This window comes from Oceanidesulfovibrio marinus, assembly GCF_013085545.1.
GTDB classification, from domain to species: Bacteria; Desulfobacterota; Desulfovibrionia; order Desulfovibrionales; family Desulfovibrionaceae; genus Oceanidesulfovibrio; species Oceanidesulfovibrio marinus.
Map to the genome: position 1 here is coordinate 3,091,935 of NZ_CP039543.1, position 14,559 is coordinate 3,106,493.

A 14,559-nucleotide genomic window follows, 5' to 3' on the forward strand; every position below is an offset into this window, starting at 1 on the left:
ACGAAAACGCGCTACGCCTTGCGCAGAACGAACAGCGCATCGTCCACCGTGTCGTGAATCGATGTGCGTTTGGACACGCCCACCATGTCCAGCACGCGGCGGAAGTTATCGGCCAGGCCGGCCAGGGTGATGCGCAGCCGCTGGGAGGTGCCGTTCTTGAGCAGGCCGTCCAGCAGGCTGATGCCGCCGCCGTTGATGGAGGCGTGCTTGTCAAAGGCGAGAATGGCCTGGGAAAAACCCTTGGCTGCGGCGTCGTCTATGGCGCTGCGCAGGTACGGGGCCGTGGAGGAGGTGACGTTGCCGTGGATCTTGATGACCACGATGTCGCCGCGGTGCTCCACCTCGATGTCGTTGGCCTCGCCGCGGCTTTTTTCCAGACGCGTCTCGGCGCGCTTCAGGGCCTGCTCCAGGGCGTCGCGCTGCAGGGGCTTGTCGATGAAGTCAGTGGCGTTGAGATTGAGCGCCTTGACGGCGAGGTCCAGGTCGCCGTGGCCGGTGACCACGATGACCTCGGTGGTGGGGTTGATCTCCTTGATGCGCCGCAACACCTCGATGCCGTCCATGCCCGGCATCTTCACGTCCGTGATGACCACGTCCGGCATTTCCCTGGCAAACAGTTCGAGCCCCTCCTCGCCTGTCTCGGCGCGGAAGGTGCTGTGGCCGAACGCTCCGAGAAGCAGTTCCATCATCTCGAGAGTCGGCCGTTCGTCGTCGATCACCAATATTCTCATTGGGGCTCTTCCAGTGCTGGGAAAGAGAGGATGAAGGCAGTGCCCTTGCCGGGTTCGCTCTCCACGGTGATCTCTCCGTTACAGTCTTTCACAATGCCGTAGGTTATGGCCAGGCCCAGGCCCATGCCTTTACCGGTTTCTTTGGTGGTATAAAATGGTTCGAAAATTTTATCCAGTCGCGATGCAGGAATGCCGACTCCGTTATCTGCAACACGAAGGCAGACGATGCCGTCGTTCTGATACACCGCCACCTCGATGCGGCGTTTCGAGGGCGGAAGCTGCGCCTCTTCGGAGCAGACGGCGTCGCGGGCGTTGGTCACCAGATTGAAGATAACCTGCTGCAGCCGGTTCTCCTGCCCCATGATGTACGGCACGTCTTCCGGCAGGTGCACGTCCAATTTAACGCTGTCCAACTGGAGCTGCTGGCGCAGGATGCGCAGCACGTTGCGCACCGGCGCGGCAAGGTCCATGCGCTCCCGCAGCAGCTCCGCCTTGCGCCCGAACTGGCGCATGGCCTGGATGATCTCCGAGGCGCGGTCCACCTGCTGGCTTATCTGCCGCGTCACCTTGGCGAAGGTCTCCGGCGGAATGGTCTCGCCCTTGGAGGCGAGCAGTTCGAGGTACTCGCTGCCCACCTTGATGGCGTTGAGGGGCTGATTCACCTCATGCGCAATGCCCGCAGACATCTCGCCCAGGCTCTTCATCTTGCTGGCCTGGATGAGCTGCGCGTCCTTCTCGATCATGTCCGTGATGTCCGTGGCCGAGACGATGAGCGCGGGCTGCTCCTCGTAGATGGTGGAGCAGACGTGGAGGTTCACGTAGAACGGCTCGTTGCTGCTGCGGTAGGCCAGACTCTTGGGAAAGGAGACGCAGCGCGCCTGGGCGTCCATGTCGCTGCTGGGAAAGGCCTGGGCAAGCTGGCTCACCACGTCCGGGGCCAGCTCCACGATGGGCTTGTTCACCAGCTCCATGCGCGAGTAGCCGAACACCTCCGTGGCCATGGGGTTGGCGTCCAGCACCGTCAGCCCGCCCATATCCAGGACAAAAATGGGGTCCGGCCCGCTGTGGAACAGGGAGCGGTACTTGAGCTGCGAGCGCTTGAGCTCGGCGCGGTACTCCTTGATGTGCCGGACCATGTTGGCGAAGGAGTCGGCAAGCTGCACCACCTCGTCGTCGGCCCGGCCGTCGAAGTCGATGGAAAACTCCAGGTTGTCGCGGCGGATATCCTCGGCCACGCGCATCAGCGCATGGATGGGCTTGGTGATGCTCCGCGCCAGGGCCTGGCTCAAAAAGAAAATGAACAGGATAATGCCCGCGATGAAGCCCACGAAGATGTTGCGGAGCTTGGTAACGATGGCGCCGATGTGCTGCTGCGACAAGCCCACATGGACGCTGCCCACGTCGTAGATGCCCTCCTTCACCGGCACGGCCACGTCGTAGACCGATCCGCCCAGCACGTTGTCCAGGGGCTGGATGGACTGCTTGTCGCCGGGCTTCAGGGGGTTGGCGTCGCGCAGGAACTCGGGGAAAGGCACGATGAACGTGGAGGCCAGTACCTTGTGCTCCGTATCCAGGATGTAGATGTAGGTGATGAGGTCCTGGCGCTCGCCCACCAGCACGGCCTCGAAGGCGAGGTTCACCAGGGCCGGCTCGTCCTGGGTGAGGATGAACGGCGCGCTGCGGTCGGCTATGGACTGGGCGATGCCCAGACCGCGGAACTCCAGCTCCCGCGTGAGGCTGGAGATCAGGATGTAGCGCGCCACAAGGGCGATGCATACGCTCACCAGCAGTACGACGCCCAGCGTGCTGAAAAGAATTTTGCTCTTCAGATTCATGGGGGAGGGGCGGAACCGCTGCCGGATCATGGAACCATACCCTTCCCGGCCAGGCCCGGCTTTGCAGGATGCGCAGCCTGGGCAGTCTGGGCCGGAGCCCTGCCCAGGCGTCTGGCCAGATCCTTCCAGTCGGTCAGAAGCCGCAGCTTTCCTTCGCGAATCTCCGTAAAATAGACCTGGTCCAGCCCCTGGTGGTCGTGCGGGCCGAAGCGGATGACCGCGTCCTTGCCGATGGGCATCTCATGGATGGACTGCACGGCCCGGATGAAGCCCTCGCGGGTGGGGTCCGGCCCGGCGCGGCGCAACGCCTCCACCAGGACGCGCGCATTGAGATACCCCTCCAGGCTCACGGAGCTGATCGGCTGATCCGGATGGTCCTGGGCGTACTGCTCCAGGAACTCCCTGGCCAGGGGAAAGAGGTCCTGCGTCTGCGGCAGCTCTGGTGGCGGCACCACCTGGCTGACGATAATCCGCTCGCCCTTGTCGCCCAGGATGCGCACCAGCTCCTCGGCCCCCACGAAGGAGACGTTGTAGAAGATAAGGTCCGGTTGGATATTCTTGGCCATGCGGATGAACTTGGCGCACGGCATGTACGTGCCCACCATGACCACGGCCTCGGGCTTTGCCGCCATGATGCGCGCAAGGGCCTGCTCTATGTCCAGGGTGCCGCGGATGTACGAGCCCTTGGCCACGGGATCGAGCCCGTACTTGAGCAGCGAGATCTCCGCCCCGCGCAGGCCGTCCAGGCCATAAGCGTCGTACTGGTAGAACACGGCGATGCGCTTGCAGCCCAGGTCCTCCACCAGGCGCGACACAGCGGCGTCCACTTCCTCGTGGTAGGAGGCGCGCACATTGATGAGGTACGGATTGAACGGCTCCCTGAGCGCCTTGGCGCCCGTGAACATGCCGAGCAGCGGAATCCTGGCCTTTTTGACCAGAGGGATGATTTTCACCGTGGTGGGCGTGCCCACGTAGCAGAACAGCGAGAAGATGTTCTCCTTGACGATGAGCTTCTGCGTATTTGCCAGGCACAGCGGCGGCTCGTAGCGGTCGTCGTAGACCACCAGCTCTATCTTCCGGCCATGCACGCCGCCCTGTTCGTTGATGTAGTCGAGATACGCGGTGGCGCCGGAGAGCGTCTGCTGGCCCAGAAAGCTGGCGTGGCCGGTCAACGCCAGGGATGAGCCCACGCGGATTTTGTCGCTGGTGACGCCCGGCGTGACGGCGCTCTGGTCAGAGCCGTCCTGGCCGACGTTGTCGCAACCGGCGGCGCACAACGCCATGAAGGAAAGCAGGAGGAAGAGAAGCGTCAGACACGGTCGTATCGCAGGAAATTCGGCATCCCGGCGGTCACGCCGCCTGACTCCCCGTGCCAGGGAAAATGTCTGGTTCATGGCCCCCGCCTGAAAAAAAATGCCGTCTTTGTGGACGACCTAGCCTCAACGTGAGAAAAACCTAACAGAAAGGACCCGGCGGTCAAGCACGGAGCTGGCAGCCTGGGCCCGCTGACAACTGCCAAGCACTGAGGTTCATTATGGAACGCAATCTGTTGATCACTGTCAGCGAGGACCAATCCGCACTCTTCGGCGTACGTTTCGTCGCCTCGTTTTTTACCGACAAGAATCCCATCAAAATCACCCTGCTCTACATAGCCCCGGATGAAAACGGCAACGATGCAGCCACCGGCCAGGCTTTGGAGGCGGCCCGGCAAAAGTGCATTAGCCTGGGCTTTGCCGAATGTTCGGTGCAGATCAAGAGCATCACCCGCCGTGTCTCGCTTATTCGCGACATCCTGGCCGAGGCCCGGCGTGGCGTGTTCGACGCCATTGTGCTGGGCCGGCGCGGTGTTTCCCGCCTGGAGGAAATGCTGGGCGAGAGCACCAGCCGCGGCATCATCGAGGAAGTGGCCGTCACGCCGGTGTGGGTCTGCCGCGTGCCGGACCCCACCCGCAGGAACGTACTGCTCTGCGTGGACGGCTCCGAGCAGGCCTTTCGCGCCGCCGACCACGTGGGCTTCGTGCTGGGACCGGAACAGGACCACGACGTGACCCTGCTGAGCGTGGTGGAGAAAGGCTCGGACCCGGCCGCCATGGACCAGACTCTCAACCACGCCGCCAGAATTTTGCGCGACAACGGGGTCGATGCCTCGCGCATATCACAAAAGACCGTGCAGTCTTCCAGCCCACAACGGATCATCGCCAAAATGGCTGCGGAGGAAGGCTTCGCCGTGGTCGCCGTGGGCCGCACGGCCTCGGGCAACGGCTTCATTACACAACTCTTCTCGGACTCGGTGAGCGCCAACCTGTTTCACGATTCCGGAGGCGCCTCCCTCTGGATTGCGAAGTAACCGGCACACTTTGCAATCGTGGATGATTGGACTATGATTGCGACTGTTCCGCGTGGCGGAACCAGCTGATCAGAACCGCAACTCCCGAAGAGACCGGCCATGAGCTCCAGAATGTTCCAGAAACCCGCGGCACCCCTCCTGGCAGGCGTGCTGTGCTGCGCCCTGCTTGCCCTGTCCGCCGGCTGCCCCCGTTTCCAGAAGGAAGACGTGGAGAAGGAGTTCAACAACTTCGTCGCCCTCCATCAGGAGGTCAACGTCTACACCGCCATCGTCTTCACCATGAAGAATAACGGCGTGATCGACAACAGCACGGCGAGCTACTTCATCAGCAAGATTTTCGCCACCAAGCTCCATATCGAATCCATTCTGGATATCATCTTCTTCTACCGTCACTCTGACTTCGGCAACTATGACAACTACATACGTATACTTGAGTATGTAAACTCGCGTCTGGACTCCCTGACCAGCACCCTGGCTCTACAGCGCCAGACCATCAAGGACGGCGCACCAGAGATCGACAATACGGCCTACCGCCGGTTCATCGAGGACTACACCGAGTATCTGGGCAGGATCATCACCCAGGTGGCCGTGCTCAAGGCCAAGGCCAAGTAGCGACGACGCTCTGCTTTTGAGCTTATGCCCGCCGGTCTGCGCTTTTCGCGTCCGGCGGGTTTTTTTTGGGGATGGCGCGCTTGCCGACGCCGGCGTGGCGTTCCGAACCGCTACTGCTTTTGCGAGAAACCGTAGTCCAGCAGCTCCCGGCTGGCCGCGTCTCGCGCGGCAGGGTTGGGCGCGCCCAACGCCACGGAGATCAGTCGCACGCCGTTGCGCATGGCCGTGGCGACCAGGCAGTACCCGGAGGCCTTGATGTAACCGGTCTTCAGGCCGTCGATGCCCGGGTACGAGCGCAGCAGGGTGTTGTGGTTCGTATGGGTCACGCCCCGGAAGGCGTAGCTGCGCATGCTGTGGATGGCCAGGGCCTCGGGGTGGCGGCGGATGTAGAAGCGGGAGAGCCGCGCCGTGTCCAGCGCCGTGGTGCGCTGTCCGGCGGCCGGCAGGCCGTTGGGGTTGGCGTAGTGCGTGTCAGCCAGGCCGAGCTCCACAACCTTGGCGTTCATCCGGGCCACGAACGCCTGCTCGCTGCCGGCGATGTGCACGGCCAGGGCCACGGCCGCGTCATTGGCCGAAGCCACGGCCACCCCGTGGACAGCCTCGTCCACGGTAAGCGTGTCGCCCGGCTTCAGCCCGAGCTTCGCTCCGTACACACCGTTCACCGAGCCGTCCACGCGGACCACGTCGTCCATGGACGTCTCCCCTGCGGCCACGGCGTCCAGCGCCAGCAGCAGGGTCATGATCTTGGTGAGGGAGGCCGGCGCGATACGCATGTCTGCATTGCGCGCAAAGAGCACGTCGCCTGTGTCCGCATCCACAAGCACAGCGGCGGCCGTGTGCCGCGCCGGTGGGATTCTCTCCTGAGCGTGCGCGACGCCGGCAACGGCAATCAGCAGCACCAGGCAGACGAGCAGAGCCGCCGACGCCTTGGCGCGGTCGAAAAATGCGACGACCAGGCCCGTTCCCCTAGCCTTCGGCGTCTTCCGGAGCGGGGACGAACAGCAGCGGGCACGGCGCCTGGCGGTAGAGCTCCTCGCCCACGCTGCCCACCCACATGCGGTAGAAGAAGGAGTGCCGTGCAAGGCCCATGATGATGAGGTCGATGTCCGAGCGCTTGGCCTCTTCGAGGATCTTCTCCTCGGGCACGCCCTGGTACATGCGCTCCGAGACCTCGATGCCCGCCTCGATGAGCCGCTCCTTGAGCGCCGTGAGCTTGCGCCGCGATTCCTTCATGTCGCATGCGACCTGGTCGCGCTCGTGCTGGGGACCCGGGCCGTAGCCCACGAAGTCCGGTTCCGGCACGGTCACATGCAGTAGCTCCACGGACGCGCCGAACGCTTTGGCCTGGGCCTCGGTCATCTCGATCACCTTGTCCGTGGCCGGTCCGAGATCGACGGGGACGAGAATTCGCATGCTGTTACCCTCGTATGAAATTTTCGTTTGCGCCACGGTGTGGCGCACGTCCGCCGGGATTACTTCTCTTCCGCCTGCTTTTTGCGGCGCCAGGGCTTTTCCTCGCCCCGCGCCAGCCGGCCGATGTTCTCGCGGTGCCGCCAGTACACGAGCAGCAGCACGGCGATGCTCAATGCAATATAACGCGGCGAGTCGAACGCCAGCAACAACAGAGGCATGCTGGTGACGAGCGCCAGCGAGCCCAGAGAGACGAAGCCGGACGCCGCGATGGCCGCCACACACAGCAGCGTGGCCACGGCCAGGGGCAGTATGGCCGCCGCGGCAAAGACGCCGATGGTGGTGGCCACGGCCTTGCCGCCCCTGAAGCAGAGAAAGACCGAGTAGCAGTGGCCCACGAGCGCAGCAAAGCCGGCCAGGCTGACCCACGGCCACGGCGCGTTCATCTCCAGGGCCAGGAACACGGGCAGGAACCCTTTGCCGAAGTCCAGGACAAGGACAACGATGCCGACCCACAGGCCGCAGGTCCGCGCGAGGTTCGTGGCCCCGGTGTTGCCGCTGCCTTCCTTGCGTGGGTCCACTCCGCAGAGCCGGCCCACTACATAGCCGAACGGCACGGAGCCCAGCAGGTACGCCCCGAGGACCAGAAGCACGTAGGTCATTCATCCCTCCCGTTGGTGTCCTGGCCCTCACTCTCCCACGCTTCCAGCACGTGGATCTCGTTGGCCAGGGGGTCCACCTTGCCCAGGCGCACGGAGAAATGCTGCCCGGGTACTATCTTGTCCCCAAACATCTTCTTGGGCCCGCGCACGAAAATTTGCAAGTCCGGCACGGCCGCCGTGACAAAGCTCGGGGCCTCGTCCACGATCTGTGCATCGTACGTGGGGTTCTTGGACTGCTTCACGGCCAGGAGCTTCCAGTAGCGCGGCCGGAACCGCTGGATGCGGCCCACGGCCTCCATGCGCGCAACCAGGGAGGTGAGCATGGACTCCATTGCGCCGACATCCAAGCGCGGCGCGTCGTGCTTCAAAGCGTACAGAATCTGGCCTTCGTTGATCAGGTCCGCATAGCGCCGGAGCGGCGAGCTCACCGGGCTGTACGCCTCGGCTCCCAGGGTGGCGTGGCGAGCCGGCCGCGTCTCCAGACAGGAGGGGCCGAGGGCGCGCACCACGCGGTAGACCTCGTACGGCGCTTCCCACACGCCGGCGCTCTCCTTGGGCAGGGCGATGTTCTGCGTGCGGTAGTACAGGGGGATGGAGCGCTCCGCGGCCCAGGAGCCCACGGCGCGGTTCACCAGAATCATCAGCTCGCTGACCAGCAGCTGCGACCGCGGCGTCTCCGGCTTGTACACCAGGCGCACGCGGGTGTCCGCGGCCTCGCCTTCCAGCTCTACCTCGGGCTCCTGGCGCATGATGAGCGCCGCGCCGCAGGCGATGCGGCCGTCACGGAGCGCCTCGGCCAGCTCGTACCCGGCGGCGAGGTTCGCACCGTGATCGTCCTGTTCGCTGGCGATGGCCTCCTCGGCCTGGTCGTAGGTCAGGTTCGCGGCGATGCGCACCCAGCCGGCGTCCGGCGTGCAGGAGATCAGACGGCCCTCGCGGTTGATCTCGCACGTCACCAGCAGGGCCGGCCGCGGGGACTGCTCGCAAAGGCTGAAGACCTCGGTGCCCAGCACCTCGGGCATCATGTGGCTGGCGCCTTCCGGCAGATAGAGGCTGGAGGCGCGGTAGGCCACGGCGTGGTCCAGCTCCCCGCCCCAGGGCCAGTACATTGCCGGGCAGGCAAGGGCGATGGTTACGCGCCAGCCCTCGCCGTTCTCCAGGGGCTCCACGGCAAAGGCGTCGTCCAGGTCCTTGGTGGTGGCTGCGTCCACACTCACCAGGCGGCCAAGCAGCCCGTCCGTGCGCAGCTCGGCTGCGGCGGCTTCCTGCGCCATCAAGGTCTGCAGCTCACGCACCTCGGGCTCAAGCTCCGTCCACCAGCCGTCGCCGGATGTATAATCGTTCTGGTCCAGATGGAAGTTGTAATGCGCCGGCAGCACGCCCCAGGCCTGGGCCAGCAGCAACGGCAGGTGCGGCACCTCGGGCAGGCCCTTGCTGACCACTCGCCAGACCTGCTCGCTCTCCTGGTCCTCGGGCCGGGCCATACGCGTACACAGAAGATCCGCGAGCCGGGCCGACAGATCGTCCCCCAGCTCGGCGGCCCACGCTCCGGCGTCCTTGACCGGCACGGTGCCGGTGCGCTGGCGCGCATCCCAGAGCTGCTTGAAGAATGAACGTCCGGCCGCGGCCAGCTTCTCGCGCTCTTCGGCTATCTTCTGCTCGCGCAGCCTCGTTTCCACCTTTTCTTCCGGGTGGATGGCGAAGACCGGCGGATTGAGCTTGAAATGCGTCTTGCAGCCCAGCAGCGCCCGGCCCAGCGCGGCCAGATGGTCCACGTCCCTGGTGTCGTCGCCGTCCCAGATCAGGCCGGCAAACCAGTCCACCCCGGCGGTGGCCACCTCGCCCTGGGCAAAGTCCCAGAGCTCCATGGCGTCTACCTCGGACTCGATGGCGCTGCGCCGCTCCTCATGCTTTGCCAGCAGGTCGAGCACCTCCTGGCGCGAGAGGTTCGGGTCGTACTGCGGTCCGAACCACGGCAGGAGCCGTTCAGGCTTATGATTCATCTCCCGGCTGTTCAGGGTGAGCAGCTTGAGACGTCCGCTTTTTTCGCCCGCCACAAAGGCAATCTGCGGCCGGTTGGACTGCATGAACTCGACTACGCAGCCCGGTACCGGGTGGCGCACAGTGGAACCTGACAATGGGCCCCCTCTAGTGCTTGAAAGACCGCTGGCCGGTGAAGACCATGGCCACCTGGGGAGACGCCTGATTGACGGCCTCGATGACTTCGTGGTCGCGGATGGAGCCGCCGGGCTGGGCAATGGCGGTCACACCCTGGGCAATGGCCACATCCACGCCGTCGCGGAAGGGGAAGAAGCCGTCCGAGACGAGGACCGAGCCGGCCAGACCGCCGCGCGCCTCCTGCACCTGGGCTCTGATTTCCTCCAGGGTCTTGGCCGCGGCCTCGTCGGTCTTGGCCTTGGCCTCCAGCTCGTAGAGGGAGACGCCTTCCCTGGCGAATACGAGGCGGTCCGCATACTTGGTGTAGGCCTTGCTGATGGTGATCTCCACGCAACCCACGCGATCCTGCTCGCCGGTGCCGATGGCCGTGGTCGCGCCGTTCTTGGCGAAGATCACGGAGTTGGAGGTCACGCCGGCCTCCACGGCCCAGGCAAAGAGCAGGTCATCCGCCTCCTGCGCCGTGGGCTTGCGCGCAGCGTACACCGCGCCGTCCTTCTCGGCCTCGGCCGGCAGGAAGTCGTCCACGGTGCGAATACGGTTGACGAAGGAGAACTGCAGCACCAGGCCGCCGTCGGTGAGGGACTTCACGTCCAGAAAGGGCTGGCCGACGAAGCTCTCCAGCTCGGCCAGGCCGGGCAGCTGGAGAATGCGCAGGTTCTTGCGGCGCTTGAGCACGTCCACCACGCCGGGCTCGAACTCCGGCGCGGCGACCACCTCGAAGTAGGCGCTATTGATGATCTCGGCGGCGGCCATGTCCAGCGGGCGGTTGACCACCACGGCTCCGCCGAAAGCGGCGATGCGGTCGCAGTCAAAGGCGTTCTGCAGGGCGGTGGCCACGCCGGCCTCGTTCCAGGCCGCGCCGCAGGGGTTGTTATGCTTGAGGATGACCGCGGCGGGCTTGGCCGTGAGGTACTGCAGCATGTTCACGCCGTTGTCCACGTCGGTGAAGTTGGTCTTGCCGGGGTGTTTGCCGGCCTGGATCATGTGCTCCTCTCGGGTGGAGGAGACCAGCACCGGGCCGCCGGGCGTGTTGCGCAGGGCGACGCCGTCGAGCTCCAGGCCGCCTTCCTTGGGCGCATACAGCGCGGCAGGCTGGCCCGGGTTCTCGCCGTAGCGCAGCCCCTTTTCCTGGCCGTCTACGACCCAGGTGCGCTTGGCAAAGACGAGCTTCTGTGAGCCAAGCTCTATGGTGAGCTCGGACGGAAATGGGTCCTCGGCCAGGGTCTTGTACATCTGCTTGAGATCACTCATGAGTCAGCCCTTGGTAGGTTCGATATGATCGCGCTCCCCCGCCGCGGCGCACGTCCGGCCGCGGAACCGTGTCCGTCACGGATCGTGTGCATTAGTCTGGCGTTGCGGATGGAGGCGTGAAGATACGTCCGTTGAAAACACGTGGCCTATCACAGCGCCGGTCGGTGGGCAATCCGCCTTGCCCGATCCGGCCCCTTGGATTGTGGGCTGGAATGGCGTAGGGTCTGGATCGTCCGTCGCCACGGACACGGGAGACCAATGTATGGAAAAGGTTTTGCTCAAACTGGCTCGCCAGCTCAACGCCTACGATGAGGCGTCCCTGATGTCGCTGTGGGAGAATTACGCCGCCCTCGTGCAGCACTTCGAACCCACCAAGCGGTGGGAGGAAGCCGCCCTCGTCTTCAGCTTTCTGCAGGCCATCCGCTGGAAGAACCAGCTCTTCAACTACCACTGGGCCCAGGAAGCGCGGCCCGGAAAGAACTCGCCGTTGCCGCCCTTGTACGACGCCGAGGACGATCCCTTCCGGGAGCTGGCCAGAACCGAGAAATCAGGAGAAGGGGCTGGTCTCGAGGGAAACGACACGGGAAAGCGCGCCAAGGTCCTCCATTTCCGGCCCCGCGAGGACGACGAGTCCGTGTAGGACGTAATAATAGAAACGCACCCGCTGCACGTAGCGCACGGCCTCGTTGCCGCGGCAGCTCGTCCGTTTGGACAGCAGCGGATAGATCGATTTGAGCTCGCTCCAGGTGGCGCCTTCGCCGCCCATGGATATGGCCTTCTCGCGCGCCTTCTCCAGGTTTTTCGGGCCCTGGTTGTATGCAGCCAGGGTGAAGAACCAGCGGTCCCACTTGGAGAGGTTCCAGCCTTCGAGGCTGTCCCAGAGCGATTTGAGGTAGCGCGCGCCGCCCTCGATGGCCTGGTGCGGATTGCTGCGGTCGATGCCCAGAGTGCGCGCCGTATCGGCGGTTATCTGCAACAGACCGCGCACGCCCGTGGCGCTGACGGCCTCGGCATCGAAGCGCGACTCCTGGTAGATGACGGCCATGAGCAGCAGGGGATCGATCTCGTATTTTTTGCTCGCGCGCACGATGTCGTCGCCCCAGACCGATGCGCCGTAGCGCACGCGCTGCACGAGCTGGTGCATGGCATAGGGGTCGGTATGCTTGGGCAGAAAGCCGAAGTAGAGCTCGGTGAGCTGGGACAGGACGCGCTTGGAGCGGCTGCTTTTCCAGAACAGGGAAAGATCGCGCGCCAGGCCGGGACGACTTTCGCTCCAGTACCAGCGGTACGGCACCGGCCGGCCCATGGGGGTCACGGCCTTGAGCGCAGGGAAAAACGGCTGCCACAGACGGAAACGGCCGCTATCCACCACAGCCACGGCGTCCTTGCTCCCGGCCACGTTGCCCAGCAGCGTGGGCAGACGGCGGGCGCTGAGACGGCGGCGTGTGGAGCCGCAGAGGTCTGACGTGAGCTTGCCGGCGCTCAGGGTGGTGTTCGCCGTCACAAGCACCGTATCCGGGCAGAACGCGCTGCCGGCAGGGGCTTTGACGGACACGGCCACCGGCCTGTAATGAGCATAGGCAGGGCCCGCTTCCACCTTGTGGTGCAGCACCTCCGACGGCTCGAAGCCCAGGCCGATGAAGAGGTCGGCCTCGCCCTTGGTCAGGGCCTTCCAGGCCTCTTCGGGGCTACGGCTGTGCATCCAGTACAGGGAGTAGTCGTACTGGTCGGCAAAGCGCTGCAGAAGCTCGCGCTCGAAGCCGGAGCCGTAGGGCGAAAGGGTGGCGAGCACGTGCTCGTTCCGTGTGGAGAGCACGCGAATGATCCGGGCCGGGCCGCGTGGGGCCGGGTCCGGGTTGGTGTCGAGGGTGAAGCGCTTGAGCTCGACAACCACTGGCTGTGCGGGCTGGGAGGTCTTCACCGAAAAATCGGCTTGATAGAGAAAAAAGACAAGTCCGGTCAAAAGCAAGGTAACTAGTACGAACGCACCTCGGCATTGATATCCATGTTGTTCCTGTTCCATAGTGGAGCTACCTTGTTGGCGTATCGACGAGAAAGCGGTCCCCTCCGCTCAAAGCGTCCCGCGCATCGCGGAACGAAAGGATGCGACTGTTGCGGTTAAAATAACAACCGCTTGGTATAGATTGACTTTTCTTGTGATGGAAATTAGGAGGGAACGCCTTCCTTCGTCTTGGAATGCGCCATATTAAACGAAGGAAGCGATTCTTATATACCAAGGAGTTTTTCATGTCAAATATCGTGGTTCTGGGCTCGCAATGGGGTGACGAAGGCAAGGGGAAGATCGTCGATCTCCTCACGCGAGACGTCCACTGCATCGTGCGGTTTCAAGGCGGCAACAACGCCGGTCACACCCTCGTCGTCGGAGGAAAAAAGACCATCCTCCACCTCATCCCCTCGGGCATCCTCCAGCCCCACGCCCACTGCTTCATCGGCAACGGCGTGGTGCTCGACCCTCGCGTGTTCGTCGACGAGCTCGACACGCTCGCCGCACAGGGCATCGACGTCGGCCCCGAGCGAATCACGATCAGCCCCAAGACGCATGTTATCATGCCATACCATAAATTTTTGGATATGGCACGGGAAGAAGCATTAAGTGGGGAGAAGCAGATCGGAACCACCGGACGGGGCATCGGCCCTTGTTATGAAGACAAGGCCGCCCGCATCGGCATCCGCGCCGGCGACTTCGCCAACCTCGACCTCATGCGCTCCAAGGTCGAGACGGCGCTGGTCGAAAAAAACATGCTGCTCCAGAACCTCTACGGCAAGGACCCGGTGCAGGTGGACGAGGTCATGGAGCAGATGCTGGCCGTGGCCCCGCGCGTCGCCCCCATGCTGGGCGATGTGTCCGGCGCGCTTGAAGCGGCCATGTCCGACGAGAAGTCCATCCTCTTCGAGGGCGCGCAGGGCACGCACCTGGACATCGACCACGGCACCTACCCCTTCGTCACCTCCTCCACCACGGTGGCCGGCAACGCCGCTTCCGGCTCGGGCATTGCGCCCCGCTGCCTGGACCGCGTGGTCATGGTGGTCAAGGCGTACACCACCCGCGTGGGCGGCGGCCCCTTCCCCACGGAGCTCGCGGACTGCGACGGCGACCACCTGCAGCAGACCGGCGCGGAGTTCGGCGCCACCACGGGCCGTAAGCGCCGCTGCGGCTGGCTGGACCTGCCCGTGCTGCGGGAGTCCACCCGCCTCAACGGCCCCACGGACATCGCCATCACCAAGCTGGACGTGCTCACCGGCCTGGACTCCATCAAGGTCTGCACGGGCTACAAGTTCCGCGGCGAGATCATCGAGTACCCGCCCCAGTACCAGGGCGCCCTGGCCGAGGTGGAACCTGTCTATGAGGAGCTGCCCGGCTGGAAAGAGGACATCGGCGGCGTGACCTCCTGGATCTCCCTGCCGACCAACGCCAAGGAGTACATCCGTTACCTGGAGCACACGCTGCGGACCCCGGTGTCCATCATCTCGGTGGGGCCGGACCGCGACCAGACGCTCATCAGGAAGTAACG

13 protein-coding genes are annotated in these 14,559 nt (G+C 64.3%); 4 read left to right on the forward strand and 9 right to left on the reverse strand.

Going from position 1 to position 14,559, the window contains the following annotated elements; all coding sequences use genetic code 11:
- Positions 1–11: 11 nt before the first annotated feature.
- Genes E8L03_RS13625 through E8L03_RS13635 form a run of 3 tightly spaced genes read right to left on the reverse strand, consistent with a single transcriptional unit; the run spans position 12 to position 3,960 of the window.
- Entirely contained in the window at positions 12–731 is a 720-nt protein-coding gene (locus E8L03_RS13625; RefSeq protein ID WP_144234316.1) for a response regulator, read from the reverse strand.
- Positions 728–2,596 carry an ATP-binding protein gene (locus E8L03_RS13630; protein WP_235896522.1) on the reverse strand — a complete coding sequence of 623 codons (1,869 nt, stop codon included), beginning with the start codon at positions 2,594–2,596 and terminating at the stop codon, positions 728–730. The genes E8L03_RS13625 and E8L03_RS13630 overlap by 4 nt, the downstream gene beginning before the upstream one ends.
- The gene (locus E8L03_RS13635; RefSeq protein ID WP_235896521.1) at positions 2,593–3,960 is read right to left on the reverse strand and encodes an ABC transporter substrate-binding protein; all 1,368 of its coding nucleotides are present in this window, start codon (positions 3,958–3,960) and stop codon (positions 2,593–2,595) included. Before E8L03_RS13635 ends, E8L03_RS13630 begins: the two co-directional genes overlap by 4 nt.
- Before the next feature lie 140 nt (positions 3,961–4,100).
- Here E8L03_RS13635 and E8L03_RS13640 point away from each other — a divergent pair, with 140 nt between their 5' ends.
- Both E8L03_RS13640 and E8L03_RS13645 read left to right on the forward strand, forming a co-directional pair.
- Positions 4,101–4,913, forward strand: coding sequence for a universal stress protein (locus E8L03_RS13640; protein ID WP_144234314.1), 813 nt, complete (start codon positions 4,101–4,103; stop codon positions 4,911–4,913).
- Between the two features lie 99 nt (positions 4,914–5,012).
- Positions 5,013–5,525, forward strand: a complete 513-nt coding sequence (locus tag E8L03_RS13645) for a hypothetical protein (RefSeq protein ID WP_144234313.1) — start codon at positions 5,013–5,015, stop codon at positions 5,523–5,525.
- Positions 5,526–5,635: 110 nt separating this feature from the next.
- On the opposite strand, the gene E8L03_RS13650 is transcribed toward E8L03_RS13645, so the two are convergent.
- From E8L03_RS13650 to E8L03_RS13670, 5 genes are all read right to left on the reverse strand, one after another.
- Positions 5,636–6,424, reverse strand: a complete 789-nt coding sequence (locus E8L03_RS13650; protein WP_171267644.1) for a D-alanyl-D-alanine carboxypeptidase family protein — start codon at positions 6,422–6,424, stop codon at positions 5,636–5,638.
- A 67-nt stretch (positions 6,425–6,491) separates the two neighbouring features.
- Positions 6,492–6,938 (reverse strand): universal stress protein, encoded by a 447-nt coding sequence (locus tag E8L03_RS13655; RefSeq protein WP_171267645.1) that lies wholly within the window; start codon positions 6,936–6,938, stop codon positions 6,492–6,494.
- A 59-nt stretch (positions 6,939–6,997) separates the two neighbouring features.
- Entirely contained in the window at positions 6,998–7,597 is a 600-nt protein-coding gene (gene plsY / locus E8L03_RS13660) for a glycerol-3-phosphate 1-O-acyltransferase PlsY (protein WP_144234310.1), read from the reverse strand.
- Positions 7,594–9,735 carry a ribonuclease catalytic domain-containing protein gene (locus E8L03_RS13665; protein WP_171267646.1) on the reverse strand — a complete coding sequence of 714 codons (2,142 nt, stop codon included), beginning with the start codon at positions 9,733–9,735 and terminating at the stop codon, positions 7,594–7,596. The genes plsY and E8L03_RS13665 overlap by 4 nt, the downstream gene beginning before the upstream one ends.
- A gap of 10 nt (positions 9,736–9,745) precedes the next feature.
- Positions 9,746–11,026, reverse strand: a complete 1,281-nt coding sequence (locus E8L03_RS13670; protein ID WP_144234308.1) for an IMP cyclohydrolase — start codon at positions 11,024–11,026, stop codon at positions 9,746–9,748.
- Between the two features lie 262 nt (positions 11,027–11,288).
- On the opposite strand from E8L03_RS13670, the gene E8L03_RS13675 reads away from it, so the two are divergent.
- Positions 11,289–11,666 (forward strand): hypothetical protein, encoded by a 378-nt coding sequence (locus E8L03_RS13675; protein WP_171267647.1) that lies wholly within the window; start codon positions 11,289–11,291, stop codon positions 11,664–11,666.
- On the opposite strand, the gene E8L03_RS13680 is transcribed toward E8L03_RS13675, so the two are convergent.
- Positions 11,574–12,947: an MltF family protein gene (locus E8L03_RS13680; protein ID WP_171267648.1), complete on the reverse strand. Its 1,374-nt coding sequence runs from the start codon at positions 12,945–12,947 to the stop codon at positions 11,574–11,576. The two genes, E8L03_RS13675 and E8L03_RS13680, sit on opposite strands and share 93 nt — an antisense overlap.
- Positions 12,948–13,273: 326 nt before the next feature.
- Between E8L03_RS13680 and E8L03_RS13685 the strand changes: the two genes are divergently transcribed.
- Positions 13,274–14,557, forward strand: a complete 1,284-nt coding sequence (locus tag E8L03_RS13685) for an adenylosuccinate synthase (protein WP_171267649.1) — start codon at positions 13,274–13,276, stop codon at positions 14,555–14,557.
- Positions 14,558–14,559: the final 2 nt, after the last annotated feature.